General features: G+C 64.7%; 11 protein-coding genes. 5 read left to right on the top strand and 6 right to left on the bottom strand.

Annotated elements, in window-relative coordinates; translation table 11 throughout:
- The first annotated feature begins 56 nt into the window (after window positions 1–56).
- From B0684_RS09410 to B0684_RS09400, 3 genes are all read left to right on the top strand, one after another.
- Window positions 57–1,343 carry a mechanosensitive ion channel family protein gene (locus B0684_RS09410; protein ID WP_018650419.1) on the top strand — a complete coding sequence of 429 codons (1,287 nt, stop codon included), beginning with the start codon at window positions 57–59 and terminating at the stop codon, window positions 1,341–1,343.
- Window positions 1,344–1,472: 129 nt separating this feature from the next.
- Entirely contained in the window at window positions 1,473–3,842 is a 2,370-nt protein-coding gene (locus tag B0684_RS09405) for a catalase (protein WP_233123425.1), read from the top strand.
- A gap of 172 nt (window positions 3,843–4,014) precedes the next feature.
- The gene (locus tag B0684_RS09400; RefSeq protein ID WP_026313085.1) at window positions 4,015–5,289 is read left to right on the top strand and encodes a DUF2254 domain-containing protein; all 1,275 of its coding nucleotides are present in this window, start codon (window positions 4,015–4,017) and stop codon (window positions 5,287–5,289) included.
- Window positions 5,290–5,448: 159 nt separating this feature from the next.
- Here the strand turns inward: B0684_RS09400 and B0684_RS09395 are convergent, their stop codons facing one another.
- The 3 genes from B0684_RS09395 to B0684_RS09385 all read right to left on the bottom strand — a co-directional run bounded on the left by B0684_RS09395 (window position 5,449) and on the right by B0684_RS09385 (window position 7,983).
- Window positions 5,449–5,961, bottom strand: a complete 513-nt coding sequence (locus B0684_RS09395; protein ID WP_018650416.1) for a PRC-barrel domain-containing protein — start codon at window positions 5,959–5,961, stop codon at window positions 5,449–5,451.
- Window positions 5,962–6,497: 536 nt separating this feature from the next.
- Window positions 6,498–7,079 carry a BLUF domain-containing protein gene (locus tag B0684_RS09390; RefSeq protein WP_018650415.1) on the bottom strand — a complete coding sequence of 194 codons (582 nt, stop codon included), beginning with the start codon at window positions 7,077–7,079 and terminating at the stop codon, window positions 6,498–6,500.
- Between the two features lie 52 nt (window positions 7,080–7,131).
- Entirely contained in the window at window positions 7,132–7,983 is an 852-nt protein-coding gene (locus B0684_RS09385) for an HDOD domain-containing protein (protein WP_018167949.1), read from the bottom strand.
- Window positions 7,984–8,113: 130 nt separating this feature from the next.
- On the opposite strand from B0684_RS09385, the gene B0684_RS09380 reads away from it, so the two are divergent.
- Window positions 8,114–8,710 (top strand): RNA ligase partner protein, encoded by a 597-nt coding sequence (locus tag B0684_RS09380; protein WP_018167948.1) that lies wholly within the window; start codon window positions 8,114–8,116, stop codon window positions 8,708–8,710.
- 13 nt (window positions 8,711–8,723) lie between these two features.
- On the opposite strand, the gene B0684_RS09375 is transcribed toward B0684_RS09380, so the two are convergent.
- From B0684_RS09375 to B0684_RS09365, 3 genes are read right to left on the bottom strand one after another with little or no spacing between them, the layout of a single operon-like run.
- The gene (locus B0684_RS09375) at window positions 8,724–9,827 is read right to left on the bottom strand and encodes an RNA ligase (RefSeq protein ID WP_018650414.1); all 1,104 of its coding nucleotides are present in this window, start codon (window positions 9,825–9,827) and stop codon (window positions 8,724–8,726) included.
- The gene (locus B0684_RS09370; RefSeq protein WP_018650413.1) at window positions 9,824–11,494 is read right to left on the bottom strand and encodes a Na/Pi cotransporter family protein; all 1,671 of its coding nucleotides are present in this window, start codon (window positions 11,492–11,494) and stop codon (window positions 9,824–9,826) included. The genes B0684_RS09375 and B0684_RS09370 overlap by 4 nt, the downstream gene beginning before the upstream one ends.
- Window positions 11,495–11,503: 9 nt before the next feature.
- Window positions 11,504–12,904: an MBL fold metallo-hydrolase RNA specificity domain-containing protein gene (locus B0684_RS09365; RefSeq protein ID WP_018167945.1), complete on the bottom strand. Its 1,401-nt coding sequence runs from the start codon at window positions 12,902–12,904 to the stop codon at window positions 11,504–11,506.
- Window positions 12,905–13,060: 156 nt separating this feature from the next.
- Here B0684_RS09365 and B0684_RS09360 point away from each other — a divergent pair, with 156 nt between their 5' ends.
- Window positions 13,061–13,525, top strand: coding sequence for a YbhB/YbcL family Raf kinase inhibitor-like protein (locus B0684_RS09360; RefSeq protein WP_018650412.1), 465 nt, complete (start codon window positions 13,061–13,063; stop codon window positions 13,523–13,525).
- Window positions 13,526–13,543 lie beyond the last annotated feature (18 nt).

Below are 13,543 nucleotides of genomic sequence, written 5' to 3'. Positions count from 1 at the left end.
CGGGTGGCTACTGTCTCGGGATGATGCGGATTGCCGTTGTCCTGGCTGTTATAGGCATGGCCCTGCCGGGATGGGTCATCGCGGCCGAGCCACCGCTCGTCCTGACGCCACCGGAGTCGGAGGAACGCCTGGAGGCCCCGGCGAGTGTCGGCATTGTGCCGGAAGCGACCGACGAGGCCATCGCGGCCCGGCTGGAGCGGATTCTGGTTGCAACGGGCTGGTACGAGCAGCCGATGGTCACGGTCGATGAAGGGGTGGCATTCCTGTATGGCCAGGTCCGCCGCCAGACGCACCGCCAGTGGGCCGGCGATCTGGCACGCAGCACCCAGGACGTGGTCGCGGTGGTCAATCATCTCGAGTTGATCGAGCCGTCGATCTGGGACCTGAGCCCGGCGCTCAGTGGTTTGAACGAGCTCGGCAGAACGGTGCTGAGAAGCCTGCCTTACGTTCTTTTCAGTTTGTTGCTCCTCGCGCTGGCCTGGTCTCTGGGCGTGCTCGTCACGCGGTTGCTGCGCTGGACCACAAAGACCAGTAAACGGAACAATCTGCTGAAGGACGTGGTCGCCCGGGGCGGGGGTGTCCTGGTGTTCGTTGCCGGCTTGTACAGCGTGTTCCACGTGGCCGGGCTGACCAACGTCGCGCTGGCCGTTCTGGGTGGTACGGGGCTTGCCGGCATCGCGCTGGGTATCGCCTTTCGCGACATTACCGAGAATTTTCTGGCGAGCATCTTTCTGAGTGCACAGAACCCCTTTCGGACCGGTGATCTGATCGAGGTCGGGGGAACCCGCGGGTTCGTGCAAAGCATGACGATTCGGGCCACGGTGCTGATGACCCTGGACGGCAACCACGTGCAGGTACCCAACGCGACCATCTACAAGAGCGACATCACCAACTTCTCGGCCAACCCCAATGACCGCATGGAGTTCGGCGTGATGATTGGTCTCAACGACTCCATCACCGACACCCAGGCGATTGGCCTGGCCGTACTTGCGGGTCACCCGGCGGTGCTGGAGAACCCCGAGCCATGGGTTGTCGCCGAGGAGATTCGCAATGCGGCCGTGCTCATCAAGCTGTCATTCTGGTTTGATTCACGAAAAACCAATGGCCAGCAGTTGCGCTCGGCGCTCATCCGGCTGACCAAGCGCGCGCTGATGGAGGCCGGCATGACGATTCAGGCCGAACAACGTCAATACGTGGAACCGATTGCCGACGGTCCCGCGGAAGAATCGGGGGCAGCCATGACCGTGTCCGAGGCCGAGACCCGCCCGGAAGGCGAGGTCATTCGCAACCAGGCCGCGCTCGCGCCCATGCCGGAAAAGGGAGAAAACCTGCTCGACCAGTGATCCAGTTGCGCCTCCGTCGACGTCTCCGGGTATTTCTTGCCACTGCGTTTGTTGCCGCACAGAGCGTTCCTGTCCCCCGTGGTATCGATGCCAGGGTGCGTCCATCCCCCGACGCCCTGGAGAAGAATCATGGCTAAGAAAAAAACGGGTCGTTCATCACAGGCGTCAGGCAAAGGCGGTAAATCGGCCCCAGCCGCGCTCAGAACCAACGACATCGTTGCGGAGCAAGCCGCAGCCAGCGACGATTTCGTCGCCGCGATGCCCTACAACACCATCAAGGAGCAAGACCACGGTCACGACAACGCGGTGGCGCCGCCGGCCGGTCCTACTACGGAGCCGGGGTCCAGTGCGTTGACTGCGAGCACGATGACCGAGGAACCCGGTACGTCGAAAACTGGCGGGCCGGCTCGGCTCGGAACGAACGCGACGGTCGCCCCGCTCGACCGGGTCCGGGTCGATCCCGGCGATCAACCGTTGACCACCAACCAAGGTGTTCGGATTGGCGACAATCAGAACACCTTGAAAGCGGGGCTGCGCGGGCCCTCGTTACTCGAAGATTTCATCCTGCGGGAAAAGATCACCCATTTCGATCACGAACGTATCCCGGAGCGGATCGTCCATGCACGCGGCTCCGGGGCGCACGGATATTTCGAAGCCTACGACGGGCTGACCCAGTACACCCGCGCGGCGCCGTTCGCCGAGAAGGGCAAGATCACGCCGGTGTTCGCGCGATTTTCCACGGTGGCGGGTGAGCGCGGTTCGAAGGACACTGCGCGCGACGCCCGTGGCTTCGCGGTGAAGTTCTATACCGACGAAGGCAACTGGGACCTGGTGGGTAACAACATCCCGGTGTTCTTTATTCAGGACGCGATGAAGTTTCCCGATCTGGTCCACGCCCTCAAGCCGGAACCGCATCATGGCATGCCTCAAGCGGGGTCCGCGCATGACACGTTCTGGGACTTCGTCTCGCTGTCGCCGGAGTCCACTCACATGCTGATGTGGGCCATGTCGGATCGCGCGATACCGCGCAGCTACCGGATGATGCAGGGCTTTGGCGTGCACACCTTTCGCCTGGTCAACGAGCAGGGCGAGTCCGTGTTCTGCAAGTTCCACTGGACGCCGCTCCAGGGAACGCACTCGCTGGTCTGGGACGAAGCCGTGAAGATCGCGGGCGCCGACGCCGATTTTCATCGGCGTGACTTGTGGGAGGCCATTGAATCGGGCGAATTCCCGGAATGGGAACTGGGTGTGCAGATCTTCACCGAGGAACAGGCCGACGGCTTCAGCTTCGACGTGCTCGACTCCACGAAGATCGTGCCGGAAGAGCTGGTCCCGCTGACGCCCGTGGGGCGCATGGTGCTCAACCGCAACCCGGACAACTTCTTCGCGGAAACCGAGCAGGTCGCGTTCTGCACGGCGCATGTCGTCCCCGGCATCGACTTCTCCAATGATCCGTTGCTCGCCGGTCGGATCCATTCCTATGCGGATACGCAGATCACGCGACTCGGGGGGCCCAATTTCCACGAGATCCCGATCAATTCGCCGCTTGCTCCAGTGCAGAACAACCAGCGCGATGGCATGCACCGCCAGGCGGTGCATCGTGGGCGCGTGGCCTACGAGCCGAACTCACTGGCGGGGGGCTGCCCGTTTCAGGCCGGGACCGCCGGCTTCGTGTCGTTCCCGGATGCCCATGCGGAGGACAAGGTCCGTGGCAAGCCGGAGAAGTTTGCCGAGCACTATGCGCAAGCCACGTTGTTCTTCGAGAGTCAGACCGACGTCGAGAAGGCGCACATTGCAGCCGCATTCCGCTTCGAGCTGAGCAAGGTCGACGTCCGCGCGATCCGCGAACGGATGGTGTCCTCGCTGGTGAATGTTTCACGGGAATTGGCCGCAGAGGTCGCCACTGGCTTGGGCATGGAGGTGCCGGATGCCATGCCGAAGGCCATCACCGATCCGGAACCGCCGGAGATCACCGAGTCGCCAGCGTTGTCGCTGATGGCGCGGCCCGGCGAAACCGGAATCCGCACACGCCAGATTGCGGTACTGGTCGAGGAGGGCGTCCACCATGCCTCGCTCGTCGATCTTCATGGCGCGCTGACGGACGCGGGTGGCATCGTGCATTTTGTGGGTTCACGAGTGGGCACGTTCGTCGGCGATTCCGGCGAAAAGATCGAAGCCAACAAGTCCATGGAGAATTCTCCGGCCGTCCTGTTCGATGCATTGGTGCTGCCCGATGGGAGCGATGCGGTCCAGGCGCTCGCAGCCAACGGGCACACCATGGAGTTCATCAAGGACCAGTTCAGGCACTGCAAGACGATCCTGGCCTTGGGGGCTGGCCGCGAGCTTCTGGAAATGGCGGGCATTGGCCCGGCCATGCAAGAAGATCCGGGCATCCTGTTGGCGGACGCTGGCGGCGTGACCGAGGGCGCATCAACATTCATCGACGCGCTCACCGCTCATCGTCATTTCTCCCGCGACAGCGATCCACCCGCGAAGTGATGCAACCCAACCTTCGGCGATCTCGCGACTACGCGGTCTTCCGAAGACGTTACCGTGCCTCGCCAAAGCGGGGTGGGGCCTCGCCTGGTTGTGGGGGCTCCGCCGCAGACCCGATACAACGTAGCCGTTTCATCGAAAACCCGTGTTTCCCTCGCGGTCGGAGAGCGAAATCATGCCCCAGTTACGCCGGTTGACGACCGACCGGCTGCGCGTCTTTTTCAGTCGGCTCAAAGATCGTTTATGGGTCAGGCCACTGTTCCTTAGCGTGCTTGCCGTGGGCGGTACGTTCGTTGCCCGGCTCGCTGACGGCACGGGGCTTGCCAAGGTATTGCCCCGCATCCAGCTGGACTCTGTCGAATCCTTGTTGACCATCATGGCGTCCAGCATGCTGGTTATTGCAACCTTTGCAGTAGGCGCCATGGTCGCCGCTTATGCGTCCGCCAGTGTCAGTGCGACCCCTCGATCCATCCCGCTCGTGATTTCCGATGATGTTACCCAGAACGCATTGTCGGCGTTTATAGGGGCCTTCATCTTTAGTATTGTTTCTCTAATATCCGTGCAAAACGAAATATTTGGCCACGCTGGCCTGTTTTCGATTTTTTCGCTGACCCTTCTTGTGTTTGTGATTGTTATCGTCACCTTCGTGCGCTGGGTCGACCGAATTGCCCGACTGGGGCGGGTGGTCAACACCATTGAGAAAGTGGAAGAGGCGGCCACGGATGCACTCGATCGGCGTCGTCATGCGCCCACGCTGGGCGCTTTGGCAGGCCCCATGAATCCGACCAGGGACCTTGGGGCCCCGGTATTCTCGCCAACGGTTGGTTATGTCCAGCATATTGATCTGGAGACGTTGCAGTCGGTCGCCGAAGATGCCAACTGCCGCGTTTTGGTGACGGCTCTGCCGGGTACGTTCGTCAGCGCGCGCCGTCCTCTTCTTCGCATTGAAGGATGCGAGTCGTTCGACCCGGAGGCCTTTGCTGTCGCCTTCAAGATTTGTCCCAACCGTGCGTTTGATGATGACCCGCGGTTCGCGCTTGTCGCGTTGTCGGAGATCGCCGACAAGGCGCTGTCGCCTGGCACCAATGATCCGGGGACCGCGATCAATGTAATCGGGTCAATGGTCCGACTGTTTACACTTTGGGTGTCACCGCTGGAGAAGGACCGGGTGGCGGAAATCACCTATGGCCGGGTATTCGTGCCGAGCTTGGAGATCGACGACTTGTTCGACGACGCATTTACGGCTCTGGCTCGTGACGGTGCCGGTTTCGTGGAAGTTGCGATCCGACTGCAGAAGGCTTTTCGTGCGTTGGCCGAGACCGATGACCCGGCGATGATCGCGGTCGCCAAGAGGCATTCACGCATGGCACTGGCCCGTTCCGAGCACGCCATGTCATTGCAGGACGATATCGAGGTGGTGCGCAGGGCAGCAGCATTTTCGGCCGTGTAGTACAGGACGAGTAGAACGCGGCCGGGCGGAAATCGATACAGCGAACAATGTCCCGTGCAGGTATGCGGTACTGGAGATGCGGAGTCCAGGCATAAAAAAAGGCAGGGGCTTTCGCCCCTGCCGTCTAGTCATCCCACTAGATCTGGGTTGTGCTTACGATCAATCGCGGCGTTCGAACTCCGGCGCAGAGCGCAGCTCTTCACGGGTTACGTCAACGCGAAGTTCCCGATCATCCGCAGTGCCGGAGGTGGTCACGTGACCCCAGCCAATGGCGACGTCTTTCTCGCCCATGCCCAGGAATCCGCCAACACCGATCACAATAGCGACGACCTGGCCGTTCTCGTCAATGATCAGGTCATCGACCGAACCGAGATCTTCATCGCTCGTGGTTTTGACATCAGTGCCGATCAGCTCGCTCGCGTGCATGCTGTTGGCCGGTGAAGAGTCCATATAGCCGCGGCTCTGCATGCGGGCCTCGTCGCGGGTGGCACGGTAATCTTCCGCACTTTTCGAGTCAGACTGCCCGGCGCGCTGGCCTTGTTCACTCTGGGTGCTCTGCGCGTCGCGATCAACGTCCTGCTCATCGTACTGCTGTGCCAGCACAGAACCTGCGCCGAGGGTGATGGCTGGGGTGACCAAAGCGTAAAAGGCAAATGAATGTAGCTTGTTCATGTGAATCTCCTTCGAAACGGATATCCCGGCTTGGAAAAATGTCCGTTTTAACGGCTTCATCAAAACCTGTCCTTCCTAGCGACATTGCCGGGAAGGGACTGAATCGCCACGTTGCAGCGGATTCAGGATGAGGGTTCAAGATAGGCTCAGGACGTTAACGGGTCTGTTCGCTGGCACACTGACGGGAGCCGTTCGCGTTCTTTGTGGTCGCTGAGTGTTGAAAATGTGAAGGGATTGGCGGTTCCAAAAAAGCGATGGGTCAAGATGCCCTGGCGTGGCGGGTCGGACGACAGGACCTGGACGTACCCGGGAGGGAGGGGGGCGTGAAGCACCATGGAAATGGCGCTTGCAGATTGCGTATTCGAACGTCGGGAGCCGGTGGTGAGGTGGACCGGGGGCTTTGGCAACAGGTGGGGTGCGTGCGCCACCCGAGGGCGTATGCGCGCGGGGTGCATGAGGGCCGGGCGAAGGGCGCCATCGGGGTGGGTTGCGAATTCGCGCATGTCGCGAGAGACGAGCGCTCGCGGAGTGTTTCCCTAGGTGGCCAGCAGCAGGTAGGCGGCCGCCCCGATCACGCCGGCCAGAATCGCGACTGCGACCAGCCCAACGCCGAACAACAGGCGATTGGTGCGGCGGGCGGCGTCTTGGGGACTGGCCGGCGCCGGTCGCTCGGGTTCGGCGTGCGCGGTATCCCGCCCGTGGCGCAGGAGGTCCAGCATCGCGTCGATGCGGTCGTTGTCGAAGGCGAAGGGGTCGAACCGGCGTTGGCCGAAGCGTTGCAGCAGTTGGCGAACGTCCACGGCCGCCGGGACGTATTTCATCGACCATTCGCCGAATCCCGGGGTATCCAGTGACTGCTCGCGCAGCACCCGGACCTCTTCGTGGCGACGATCACGGCGGATGCGGTCGACGGTTTCGCGCACTGCATCCGGGTCACCCTCCAGGCACTGGAAGAAGTGCCCGTCGCCGTAATAGAGCGCGCCGACAATCCCGCTGCGCGGGTTGTTCTGGCGCGACTGCATCAGGATGCGACTGACTTCGGGCTCAATGCCCTGGTTGGACGTGTTTTCGCGAAACGTGGCGCGCGAGGCGTAGACGAGCTGGAGAATGGCGGGCATGCGGACGTCCTTCCTGGGAAGTAAGGAGAAGACCGCCCCCGCTGCGTGGGGTTCACTCAATCATCTGGTTTACGTGTTCCAGACCGATCGCGTCGTCTTCCCAGTTCAGCTGGGTCGTGCCGGGCTTGGCGGCCAGGCGTCGGATGGCGGCAACCGCGTTGCGGTCGATGGAGGCCAGGCGATGCCGCGTGGCGTTGTGACTCTCGATGTTGGCCGCCTGCAGGATGTCGCTGTAGTTGACCGGTTCGCCATCCTCCGGCTCGCGCTTGAGGTTCTCGTGTTCGGCTACTGCGCGGATGATCTCCGGCTCGAAATTCCAGTTTTTCAGCATCGCGCGGCCGATGGGGACATGCGCGGCGTCGGCCGCGGCCTGCAGGGCGCGCGGGTCCTCGTAGATCTCGGGTGTCTTCTCCGCGCGGCGCAGGATCGGGATCATGCCGATGTCGTGCACCAACCCGGCGAGTAGCGCGGTATCGGGGTCCAGGTGCGGGTGCCGGCGGGCCAGAAGATAGCTGATGATCGCCACCTCCAGGCTGTGGTTCCACAGTTCTTCCATGCGTGCGCGGATCATCTCGTTCCCGCTCTGGAAGACCTCCTTCATCGACAGCGCAATGATGGTCTGGCGGGCACGTTCCATCCCCAGGCGCGTGACGGCGGAGCGAATGGTCGCGCAGCGGGTGAGTCCACGATAGGCCGGGCTGTTGGCGTGCCGCACCAGACGCGAGGCCAGGGCCGTGTCGCGCGAGATCAGATTGACCAGGTCAACAATGGAGCTGGACTCGTCCTGGGTGATGAACAATGCCTGCACCGAGACATCGGGCAGGGTCGGGATCTCGATCTGGTGACGTTCGAGGTCCTCGCGCAGGCGTTCCAGAAACTTTTCGACTTCCGCTCGGGTGGCCAAGGGCAATCCATGTCCGGCTGGGAAATGACGCGCCGATTATGCCATACCCGTCCTCGCGGACGGGGGATCCGCGCCGGTTGACGGGCCGCTGGCCCCTGCCGATGATGAAGGGAGCCGACAGGAGGTCGTGATGCGCCGATTCGTGCTGGATACCAGTGTCTTTACCAACCCGCATGTGGCCGGGCAGTTCGGCGAGGATCCCGAGGATATCCTGCGGACCTTCCTCACCCTGGCGCGCCATTGCCCCGCCGAGTTCTACATGCCGTTGTCGGTGTACGAGGAGTTTCGCGGCATGCGTGACCTCGAGGCCATGGCGGCCGATTTCGAGACCGTGGTCTGGGTGCGTTCGCCGCGGCGCTTCGCCCTGATGCTGCCGAGCGACATCCTCTACGAATTCATCGACGAGGTGCGTACGCGGATTGACCGCGGCCTGCGCATTGCGGAGGAGCATACCCGCCAGGCGGGGGCGGCCGAATCGCTCAAGCCCGAGCTGATCACCCAGCTGCGCGAGCGTTTCCGCGAGGCGATGCGCAAGGGGCTGGTGGATTCGCGCGAGGACGTCGATGCCGTGCTGCTGGCGATGGAGCTGGACGCCGAGCTGGCCAGCGCCGACGAGGGCATGCGCAAGCTGGGCAACCGCATGGGCATCAAGCTGGTCACCGCCGACTACCTGCGTCGGGTGATGGAGAACCTGGCCGAGTCCGGCGGCCACTCGCGCGAGCTCTGAGCGCTTCCCGGGTTCAGTCGTACTGCCGGTCACCGGCCAGGGCCGAGGCCAGGGTGCCGGTGATCCGGTCGAACAGGCGCTCGAACTCCAGCAGCCAGTAGCCGTTCGCCTCCTGGCGCGGCGTGTCCGGCAGGAAGCGCACATGGCGCCCGCCGGTGGCCTGCATGTGATCGATGAAGCGCTGGGCCCCGGCACGCTCGCGGAACCGACAGCGGTAGGTGTGGCCGACGCGTCCCTCGCGCCGGCTCTTGTCCACCGCGGTCGCCAGCCCGGACAGCAGGGCCGCGCCCAGTTCGCGTTCCACGGCGACGCGCTCCGCGGGCGGGTGTTCGGCGAGGAAGATGGCCAGGCGGGTCAGACGGTTGGTGAAGTACTCCGGCGGCAGGTCCAGCAGCTGCTCGGAACACACGCGGATATCGTTGATACAGGAGCCGCCGGCCACGTACTTGGCGCGGTGCTCGCCATCCGCGGTCTTCAGTACCAGGCCCTCGGCACCCTCGGCATCCAGTTGCCGGATCAAGCGGCCCAGGGCCTCGGTGTCTGCGGGCGTGAACCGTCCATGCAGCGGCGCCGGTGGCAGGTCATGGCGCTCCATCAGTGCAAACTTTTCGTCCTGCGGCACAAAGCCCGGCTGGCCGAGCCGCATCAGGTCGAACACGAACAAGCCGACGTCGTCCGCGACGCGCGGGGTGGAGCCCTCCAGATAGGGCGTGTCCGGCCCGGCGATTTCCGTGCAGAGCACCAGATCGGGTTCCGCCTCGAACACCGCGAGGTCCACGAAATCCGGCACCCGGTCAGTACTGAATGCACAGACAAACCCGCCCCGGCTGAAGGCGACGACCCGGCCTTCCCAGCGCAGGATGCGCACGTTGAAGCCGTCGATCTTCTCCTCCGCCCAGAACGGCTGATCGAACTGGCGCGGCAGCCCGGCCTCCAGCGACTGGATGCGCCCGATGGCCGGGTAGCCGGGGACCACCGAGCCATCCGGAAGCACCACGGAACCGCGCGGGTAGTGATTCACCGGCTCCAGCAGCCGGGCGTATTCCAGCCCGTCGAACATCAGCGGCTCGGCCCGGTGGTTCGTGATGGCGTCCTGCATCGCTTCGGCGTCGATCATGCGTTCTCCGGTTCCAGCGTCTTGCGCAGCCCCTGGATCTGGTCCTCCAGGGCCTCGGTGTGGCGGCGGGCCTTGTCGGCCTGGGTGACCAGGCGTCGCGCCATACTGATGATGCGTAGTTGGCGTTCCATCTCGGTCATGCTCAGCGAGCCGAAGGTGCCTTCGCGCAGCAGGGCTGCCTTCAGTTCGGCATAGGCCGTCTCCACCGTGCTTACGGCCTCGGTGGCCGCCAGGTCTCTGCCGTTCTCGCTTTCCAGGTTGGCGAGATCCAGGGCGCGGATCGCTTGCTCCTGCCAGGCGCGGCGCTGTTCGCTGACGATCGGGCGTTCCTCGCCGGTCGAGTGGCGGCGAAGCTCGGCGATCTGGTCGGCCAGCACCGCAGTCTCGCGATGATAGCGGGCGATACGTACCGCCTCGGCGATGCCGTGCCCGACCGCCTCGGGCATCGGGTGGTTGGCCGTGCGGGCGGCAAAATCGCTGATGGCAGCGGTCAGCTGTTCCACCGCGGCCCGCCGCGCGTCCAGGGTGCCCGCGGCCGGCGGGTCCGGGCGCAGGGCCTCGCGCGCCATGGAGTGGCTGATGTCGGCCAGGCGCTCGGTTTCCTGTAACAATGACTGCAGCGCCAGATCGGGGACGCCCCCGCTGTGCTTGTCGAGAAAGCGCGGCTGGGCGATGTCTTCCTCCCGGGTGCGGAAGCGCGTCTGCAGAAAGCGGATCATCGGCGGGGCGACCGGGACCATCAGCGCCACGCCCAGCAGGTTAAAGGCGGTGTGGAACAGCGCCAGCAGCACCGCGGGGGCCGGGGCCTCTCCGGTGCTGCCCCAGATCCAGGCGATCACGGCCAGGAACCACGGCAGGATCAGCAGCGCAACGAGCGCGGTCAGGCCGTTGAACATCACGTGCGCGGCCGCGACGCGCTTGGCGTTCGGGGTGGCACCGATGACGACCAGCAGGGCCTTGACCGTGGTGCCGAGGTTGGCGCCGATCACTGCGGCGGCTGCGGCCTCTAGCGGTACCGCGCCGCTCATCGCGGCGGTCAGGGCCATCGCCATTGACGCGGACGAGCTCTGCATCAGCACCGTCAGCAGCGCACCGATGCCGACCATGATCAGGAGCCCGACAAAGCCCGGTCGCGCCAGGGCGCCGAGGTCGAAGGTCGCGCTCAGGCCCTCGAAGGCCTCGCGCAGCACGTCGATCCCGAAGAACAGCAGGCCGAAACCGGCCAGGGCCAGACCCAGGTAGCGCGGGCGTGCGGCCTTCATGAACAGGTAGAGCAGGGCGCCGATGCCGATCGCCGGCAGGGCGAAGGCCTCGATCCGGATATTGAAGCCAATCAGGGCGACCAGCCAGCCGGTCATGGTGGTGCCGACGTTGGAGCCGAAGATCACCCAGACCGACTGGCCGAGGGTCAAAAGCCCCGCGTTGGCGAAGCCGATGGTGGCGACGGTGACCGCGCTGGAGGACTGGACCAGGGCGGTCACGCCCATGCCGGAGGCGAGCGCGCGCGGGCGAGTGCGCGTCCACACGCCAAGAATATGCTGCAGGGCCTTGCCGCCGGCGGTCTTCAGGCCGTCGGTCAGCAGCGTCATGCCGAGGAGGAACAGCCCGAGCCCGCCGAGGAAGCCGGCGATCAGGGCGTAGGTGCTGACGGCTTCGGCCTCCGGCATGCGAGCGGATTACAGCGTGATGGTCTCGCCAAAGGCCGGCACGTGGGCCTCGGCGCCCAGCTCGTCGCGCAGTCCGGCAGCCAGCGCATCACGCGCCTCCGGCTCGCCGTGAACCAGGTGGAACACCGGCTGGTCGCGGAATCCGCGTGCCCAGTCCAATAGCTGAGTACGCCCGGCATGGGCGGAGAAGCCGCCCAGGGTGTGGACCTTCGCGTTGACCGCGACCTCGTCGCCCAGCAGCTTGACCCGCTCGGCGCCATCGACCAGCCGCCGTCCCAGCGTACCCGAGGCCTGGAAGCCGACGATGACCAGGTGCGCCTCGCGCCGCCACAGGTTGTACTTCATGTGATGACGGATGCGCCCGCCGTTGCACATGCCGGCCCCGGCGATGATGATCGCGCCGCCAGTGATGCGGTTGATCGCCATGGATTCCTCGACCGTGCGACAGACCTGCAGCCCGGGAAGGTAGCCACTCGGGTCGCCGTTTGCGGCCTTGTGCAGGCGCTCCATATCCTCGCTTTTCAGGGACTTGTGCAGCCGGGCGTAGAGTTCGGTCACCTTGATCGCCATCGGGCTGTCGAGGAATACCTTTTGCTGCGGCAGACGCCCGGCGTGGTGCAGCATGCCCAGGTGGTAGAGGATCTCCTGGGTGCGCCCGACCGCGAAGGCCGGGATCATCACGTTGCCACCGCTGGCGGCGGCCTCCGCGAGGATCTGCGCGAATTCCTCGATGGTCTCGTCCATGGGCCGGTGGTCGCGATCGCCGTAGGTGCTTTCCAGCAGCACGTGATCCGCGTGTTCCATCCGCGCGGGTTCGTGCATCAGCACGGCGTCGGGGTTGCCCAGGTCGCCGGAGAAGACCAGGTGCCGGTCGCGCCCGCCGGACGGCACGATCAGGTCGACGATCGCGGAGCCGAGGATGTGCCCGGCATCCCGGAAGGTCAGCCGGATGTCGCCGGCAATGGTTTGCGTGTCACCGTAGGGCACGGCCTTGCAGAGTCCCAGAGTGGTCGCGACGTCGTCGATGTCGTAGACCGGCTCGACCAGGGGCTTGTCCGCGCGCCGGCGCCACTTGTTCTCCCACTCGATGTCCTTGCTCATCACGAAGGCGGCGTCCTCGAGCATGATCTCGAGCAGCTCCTCGGTCCCCGGTGTGCAGTAGATCGGGCCGCGGTAGCCGTCGCGAACCAGCTTGGGCAGGAGCCCCGAGTGATCCAGGTGGCCGTGGGACAGGACGACGGCGTCGAGTTGCCCGGCGAGTTCCGCGAGCGATTCGCGGTTGGCCTCGTCGGCGTCATTGCCGCCCTGATGCAGGCCGCATTCCAGCAGGATGCGGGCGTCGTCGGTCTCGAGGAGATAGCGCGACCCGGTGACCTCGCCGGTCGCGCCCTTGAAGGTGAGCTGTGCCATGTCTCGAAGTGTACGCACGGAGCGGGCTCTGTGTGCAACCGTGCGGGGGTGGTTCGTTGACCGGGATCAATTCCGGTTGCGATCCGGTCTCGTGGCGGTTGACCCGCTGGCGGCGGCGGGGGAGGCTGAGGATCTGTGGATACAGGAGACGAGGGGATGCGGCTGATCAGTCCTGCCTTCCGTGACGGCGAAGTGATGCCGGTCGAGGTGTCGGCCCGCGATGCCAACGAGCTGCCACCACTGGAGATTCATGAGGTTCCGGATGGCGCACAGAGCCTCGCGCTGATCCTCGAGGACCTGGATTCGCCGCTGGGCGAGGTGACGCACTGGCTGGTCTGGAACCTGCCGCCAGACACGCATCGGGTGGACTCGCTGCATCTGCCGAGTCAGGGGCGCGTGGGCCTGGATGCCTTCGGCAAGGCCGGGTATCTGGGCCCGATCCCGCCGGAGGGCTGCCACCACTATCGTTTCCGCCTGCTCGCCCTGGATGAGGCGCTGGATCTGGCGCCGGGTGCGACGCGCACGCAGTTCGACGTCGCGGCCGAGGGGCATGTGCTGGCCAAGGCCGATCTGACCGGCGGGCTTTGTGCGGGCACCCCGGACTCCGACGCGTCGAACTGATGCCCATCCCCGGACTGA

Source organism: Thioalkalivibrio versutus, assembly GCF_001999325.1.
In the GTDB taxonomy this organism is placed as follows: Bacteria; Pseudomonadota; Gammaproteobacteria; order Ectothiorhodospirales; family Ectothiorhodospiraceae; genus Thioalkalivibrio; species Thioalkalivibrio versutus.
The sequence above is the reverse complement of the archived record's forward strand: the minus strand, read 5'-3'. Positions and strand labels throughout refer to the sequence as shown.